Below are 6000 nucleotides of genomic sequence, written 5' to 3'. Positions count from 1 at the left end.
ATTAAAGAGTTTTTGGATATCAACTTTTGATTACTTTATTTTTTGGATTTTTACTAGTTTTTTAGTTTTGTTGTTGTCTTGTTTTTTGCTAAATGCTTCTATTTTTAGTTTTTAAGGGGTTTTAAGCAATTTTCTAGGTTAGGACATAGTAAACCTTGTCTTGATTGTAAAATGCTTGATACAAGCGAAATTAGATATATATTAGTTTTCATAATTCAACTTGAAAAATTTAGGGGAATTTTCACTTTTTTATTTCAAGTTTAGAAATTTTGATTAAAAATGCTGTTGTTATGGTATCGCGTATCAGTTATAGTAATATCTTTACATTAAGTTAAAAGAAACATTTAACTCTATTGTTATTAATTAGTTTTATTTTTGTAAGTTAGGAAAAATAAAAACATAATGTCGAAAGACAAATAAAAACAAGTATAGAAAGAAAAAATACAAGAATGAAAAAATAAAAGCGCTAAAAGCGCATAAATAAACGAATAGAAAAAGAAAAAGAAAAAATAAATTAATACACAACAATTTTTTCTCTTGGTTTATCTTGTATTTTTTTGTTTTGTTATTTTTTTTGACTTGATTAATTTTTGAGTTTGTTAATTGCAGTTTATTTTTAATTGTGATTGTTTTTTTGTAAAGTTTTTTTTGATAAGAAAAATTTTTTTGTGGTATAATAATGGTAACTAAGATAAGTGCGACTAATAACACATTACTTTGCCCCCTTAAATTCTCTTGTTCCCATAATTGCTTATTTTTTGGCTGTCTTTTTGATTTTTTAGCTTTTTGAAAACAAAAAGCAGCTTTTGCTGCCATTAGTTACTGATCAATGAAAGAATTCATCTTATTATTGAGTACCCGTTATTTGGTGAAAGGTGATTATCTAATTCTTGAACGTTGTCATTGATAAAAATTAATGAACTTTCATTCTCTTCTTTGTCTTTTATCTTATCTAAGCATTCTACAAACAACTCGTTTATTTTGTCTAATTTTAAAAACTCTCGCACAAAGAAAAGTTGTCTTTCCTTGTATGGTTTATACACATTTTTCTTTCACGCTCTTGAAAGAGTTATTTTTCCGTTTTCATTTTTGTACACTGCCTCTATATTTAGACCAAAATTCAGTATTTCTATAATAGATAGGTCGTCTAGATTAGTTTTATCCATTATTTCTGCGAACGACAAAGGGCGGATTGTGAGCATTTCTATTATTGAAATAAACAAATCAATATTAATATCTAGAGAAATATTTTTACTACTATATATTTCGTTAGAGTTTAAATTTGCATAAGTAGTATAAATATCGAACAAAGATAAATTTACATCTTCAAATGAATATCTTTTTGATTTAACTAGATTCACTGATGAGTAATCATTAATATCATTAAATTTATACTCATATAGATTGATTATCCTATTAACGTACACACAGAATACTAACCTAATTGGCTTTTTGACTTTTGTGGTTCAGAATCTATATGGATAATAAAGTTGTCTAATATTAAAATCTAACAATGGTATATTTTTGGCTTCTATTATTACAATCGATTCTTCGTTTTCAGCGCCAGCATCAATCTCACATTGTGCCTTAATTACCGATATTTTTGCCTTTTTATCATCGTTTGTGTTTACTACAAAATCAAAATTATTAGTTCACATTCTCCCATTAAACGTTTGTATGTTACCTGTCACGCCCAAAAAATCATCCAAAATTTTAGATATAAACAAAATATTTAACATTCGCGTTTCTGAGCTTATGTTATCAAGTTGCAAGGATTCATATTTGTCCAGTATTGTTCTGTCTATAATTGTGGGTTTTGTTACAATTGGCAATATGTTATTGTATAGTTTAAATTTTCCAAGTATGTAATGAGTTTTATCAACAGGTAAAATGTTTATCTGATTATCTTTAAATATTTTGGGCAATGACTTGTGAGTATCTCATTTTGCCATTAGTCGTGGTTCTTTGTATTCCTTGATTTGTTCAACAGTTATAAAATAGTAACCATGCCTTTCTATTTCGTTTAAAATGTCATACTTCTCGAATATTTTTTCTCAAGCTTCGCTTAAAGTTATTTTGTTAGTCATAGTTTCTTACTAAAACCTCATTAACATTTCCGCGTTTAGCGGCATCACTATTAATTGTTCTTTTAGCTGTAACAATTGTTATTTTGTAGTCTTTATATAACTCTTTTATAAATTCGTGTTCAGAGTTGGAAAGTAAAAATTTCACTCCTTTTTTGTTCAATTTGTCACATTCTTTCTTTAGTTCCACTTGCTGCTCCTTACTAAAACCATTTTCTGTGTAGCCGGTAAAAGAGGCAGAACTAGAAACTGGCATATAGGGAGGATCTAAATAAACAAAATCGTCCTTTTTTGCCTTTTTAAGCACTTCTTTATAATCACCTGACATAAAAATAATTTTGTTTTTGTTAAAATAATTAGACAAATTCCGTATAGCCTCTTCATTGACTATATTTGGATTTTTATATGCTCCATATGGGGTATTAAAAAAACCAGCCTGATTTACTCTAAATAGACCATTAAAACAAGTTTTGTTTAAGTAAATAAGTCTTGAAGCCTTTAATAAATCATTTCATTCTTTGTAATTAGGGTCTCTGTCCTGCGAACGAACAAGATAGAAATATTCTTTTGAATTTAACTTCTTGTGTTCTTTAAGAAGCTCAATTAATTCTTCAGGCTTATCCTTAACACATTTGTATGTTTTTATTAAACTTTCATTAAGATCATTGATTAACGCTTGTTTAGGCATTAATTCCAATAATACTGCGGCTCCCCCAATAAATGGCTCAATGTAATTATTGAACTTTTTAGGTACTAATCTTGAAATTTCAGGAAGAAGTTGTCTTTTACCTCCTACCCACTTTATGATTGGTTGTAATTTCTTGCTATTCATTTTTCAAATTTCCTTTTTAAATATTATATATTTAACTCCAAAATAACATCGGATTTGAAACAAAAAAAGCCCCTTTGGGCTTTCTGGTCAATTTCTTGATATGGTGCGCGAGGAGGGACTTGAACCCTCACGCCGTGAAGCACTAGTGCCTAAAACTAGCGTGTCTGCCAATTTCACCACTCGCGCAAATGGTGCCACCTATAGGACTCGAACCTACGACCTACTGATTACAAGTCAGTTGCTCTACCAACTGAGCTAAGGAGGCTTTTAATTTGCTTTAATATTATAACAATTTAAAGAACAAATTTTTAAAATTTTTTATTTTTCAGCAAGACACATATCGATGTGGGGAATATCATCTTCTAAATACTCAAAACCTACTGTTACAAAGCCACATTTTTCATATAGACCTAATGCATAAACTTGCGCCGATAGTCATATTTGTAACCCTTTTTGTTGTGCTACATTCTTTACAATTTGCACCACTTCAGACAGAAACTTTTGCATCAATCCCTGACGTCTATAACGTGGGTTAGTTATAACTCTACCTATTTTGTATTTTCCATCACTTTCAAAATATCTCAAATAACAAGCAATTTCATTTCCAATATAGTAAAAGGTATGGCTGGCAGTAGCATCAATTTCATCGATATCCTGATATAAACACTGCTGTTCTATCATAAAAACATTTTGACGCAAAGCAAAGATATGCATTGCTTCCAAACCTGTCATTTCACTAAGTTTTTTAATTTTGATATCCATAATACACAAATATAATAACAAAAAAGCAAATAAAAAAAGCACTTGTGTGCTTGGTGATTTAACATATGGTGGACGATGAGGGGCTCGAACCCACGACCCTCGCCTTGTAAGGGCGATGCTCTCCCAACTGAGCTAATCGTCCGATAAAAAATGGTGACCCTAGCGGGGCTCGAACCCGCGAATGCATGGATGAAAACCATGTGTGTTAACCGCTTCACCATAGGGCCAACTGGCGCCGACAACAGGGATTGAACCTGTGACCAATTGGTTAACAGCCAACTGCTCTACCGCTGAGCTATGTCGGCAACTTTTAAATTGCTTAATAATTATACATAAAAATAAATTTCTTTTCAAAAAATATTTTTATTGTTTGTTTGGCTGTTTCGCTTGAATATTATAACAAATTTTTTAAGTTTACTCAACAATTGGATTAGTTGGTCAGCAACTAAAGACAAAACAAAATACATAAAACATGTTATAATAGATATGCAAAATTTGGGTTGGTACTCAAGAGGCCGAAGAGGCGGTCCTGCTAAGACTGTAGGGGAAGCAATTCCCGCGGAGGTTCGAATCCTCTCCAGCCCGCCATTTTTTTTATAACTTTTTTGACCTAAAAGTAGACAAAAATGGCACAAAATTGTAAAATTTTACTTATGGATAAGCGTAAATTAAAGTTGGTTTGCTATTATATTTTGTTATTAATATTAATTCTAGGACTCTTTGGAGTCATATATTTAATAATTCAAAACAGCAACAATATTGCCTTAATTTCAACTCTTGCTGCTATCTATTTTCTAAATTTAATTTTTAATATCATTGTTTTTACTCAAGATCGGCCAAACGAAACAAGGCAAAGCTGAATTATTGTTTTTATCTCATTGCCTTTAATTGGACATATTCTTTATATTATCTTTGGACAAAAATATTCAAAAGTTTTGTCCTTTGAAGATTATGTAAAAGAAAGAAATTCATTTTTACAAAACAATAAAACATATGAATTGAATGAGTCCATCAACTGCGAAAAGTTACAAAAAATTGCCAAAATGAATGCTAAAAACATATATCCAGCTAAAATAATAACTTTTGATAATGGACATTTCTTTTTTCAAGAACTTTTTAACCAATTAAAAAAGGCTAAAAAATTCATCTTTTTAGAAACTTACATTATTAAGCCAGGAGAAATCTTTGAAGAACTGAAGCAAATTCTAATTTCAAAAGTTTCTGAAGGTTTAGAAGTCAAAATCATTGTTGACGATTTTGGTTCTTGAGACTTACCGCGTAGCACATTTAAAGAACTTGAAAATCTTGGAATAAAAATTGTTCGGTTTGAAAAAATCCCTTTTCCTTTTATTACTGGAAATGCCAACTATCGCAGTCACCGTAAATTTGTTATTATTGATGGCAATTATGTTTTTACAGGTGGATGTAATATTAGTGATGAATATGCTAACTTTTCAAAAAAATATGGAATTTGAAAAGACGCAAATATCAGCTTACAAGGACCAATAGTTGAGTATTACACAAGACTTTTTAGCTATGATTGATACAAACAATCGGGTAAAAAATTAGGCAATATTGAAAGCTATTTTTTGGCATCAAATAACGAACATAATGAATATGAAAATGCTATCACAACCATTGAAGACGGGCCAGCATGTGATTTTCCATTTATAGAGTCAACAATGATTAAAATGCTAAGCGAAGCGGACAAATCAATAAAATTATCGACACCGTACTTCATACCAAGTAAAAGACTTTCGATGGCGTTAAGTGATGCTTTAGCACAAGGAATTGATATTACTCTTTACATTCCTGGTCTGTGAGATAAGGCATATGTATATTTTGCAACTATTTCTTGTTTAAAACCTCTGATTAAACTAGGACTAAAAGTTAAATTAGTAAAAAATTGCTTTTTACACTCAAAAATTGCTTTAGTTGATGATGAATTAGCATATTTGGGAACTTTAAATCTTGACCATCGCAGTTTCTATACTCAATTTGAAGTGACCAATTTTTACAGTGGTGAAGCAACAAAAGATATAAAATATATTTTTGAAACTTACGATCGTTTACATGATGAAAAGCAACTTAAAAAGTTGTTGAACAAGAAAAACGGTTTGATAGCTAAGTACTTATTGAGAATTTTTAAACCAGTTTTATAGAGCACTTTTGGTGCTTTTTTGTTTAAAAGTGCTATCATTTTAAGTATATGCATCGTTAGCTCAGCTGGTAGAGCAGGAGACTCTTAATCTTCGGGTCACAGGTTCGAACCCTGTACGGTGTACCATATCATCATTTTGACCGCAAAAAAAATCAGACTTT

General features: G+C 30.4%; 5 protein-coding genes and 7 tRNA genes. 3 read left to right on the top strand and 9 right to left on the bottom strand.

What is annotated here, in order from left to right:
- Positions 1-369 precede the first annotated feature (369 nt).
- From ACWXVN_RS02120 to ACWXVN_RS02080, 9 genes are all read right to left on the bottom strand, one after another.
- Positions 370-816 (bottom strand): hypothetical protein, encoded by a 447-nt coding sequence (locus tag ACWXVN_RS02120; RefSeq protein ID WP_455978962.1) that lies wholly within the window; start codon positions 814-816, stop codon positions 370-372.
- Positions 816-2087 (bottom strand): type II restriction enzyme, encoded by a 1272-nt coding sequence (locus ACWXVN_RS02115; protein ID WP_455967766.1) that lies wholly within the window; start codon positions 2085-2087, stop codon positions 816-818. Before ACWXVN_RS02115 ends, ACWXVN_RS02120 begins: the two co-directional genes overlap by 1 nt.
- Positions 2080-2916, bottom strand: coding sequence for a DNA adenine methylase (locus ACWXVN_RS02110; RefSeq protein ID WP_455978961.1), 837 nt, complete (start codon positions 2914-2916; stop codon positions 2080-2082). Before ACWXVN_RS02110 ends, ACWXVN_RS02115 begins: the two co-directional genes overlap by 8 nt.
- 101 nt (positions 2917-3017) lie before the next feature.
- Positions 3018-3102, bottom strand: a tRNA-Leu gene (locus ACWXVN_RS02105).
- Positions 3103-3105: 3 nt separating this feature from the next.
- A tRNA-Thr gene (locus ACWXVN_RS02100) sits at positions 3106-3181 on the bottom strand.
- A 53-nt stretch (positions 3182-3234) separates the two neighbouring features.
- On the bottom strand, positions 3235-3678 hold the full coding sequence (locus ACWXVN_RS02095; protein ID WP_455978960.1) for a GNAT family N-acetyltransferase: 444 nt from the start codon (positions 3676-3678) through the stop codon (positions 3235-3237).
- A 66-nt stretch (positions 3679-3744) separates the two neighbouring features.
- Positions 3745-3820, bottom strand: a tRNA-Val gene (locus tag ACWXVN_RS02090).
- A gap of 9 nt (positions 3821-3829) precedes the next feature.
- Positions 3830-3905: transfer RNA gene (locus ACWXVN_RS02085), tRNA-Glu, on the bottom strand.
- A gap of 3 nt (positions 3906-3908) precedes the next feature.
- Positions 3909-3983 (bottom strand) — tRNA-Asn (locus tag ACWXVN_RS02080).
- Between the two features lie 192 nt (positions 3984-4175).
- On the opposite strand from ACWXVN_RS02080, the gene ACWXVN_RS02075 reads away from it, so the two are divergent.
- The 3 genes from ACWXVN_RS02075 (at position 4176) to ACWXVN_RS02065 (ending at position 5965) form a co-directional block, all read left to right on the top strand.
- A tRNA-Ser gene (locus tag ACWXVN_RS02075) sits at positions 4176-4266 on the top strand.
- A gap of 104 nt (positions 4267-4370) precedes the next feature.
- Complete coding sequence (cls, locus tag ACWXVN_RS02070) at positions 4371-5840, top strand: cardiolipin synthase (RefSeq protein WP_455978959.1); 1470 nt, start codon at positions 4371-4373, stop codon at positions 5838-5840.
- Positions 5841-5889: 49 nt separating this feature from the next.
- A tRNA-Lys gene (locus ACWXVN_RS02065) sits at positions 5890-5965 on the top strand.
- Positions 5966-6000: the final 35 nt, after the last annotated feature.

Source organism: Mycoplasma sp. 4044 (genome assembly GCF_053851695.1).
This window is presented reverse-complemented; position numbering and strand designations above follow the sequence as displayed.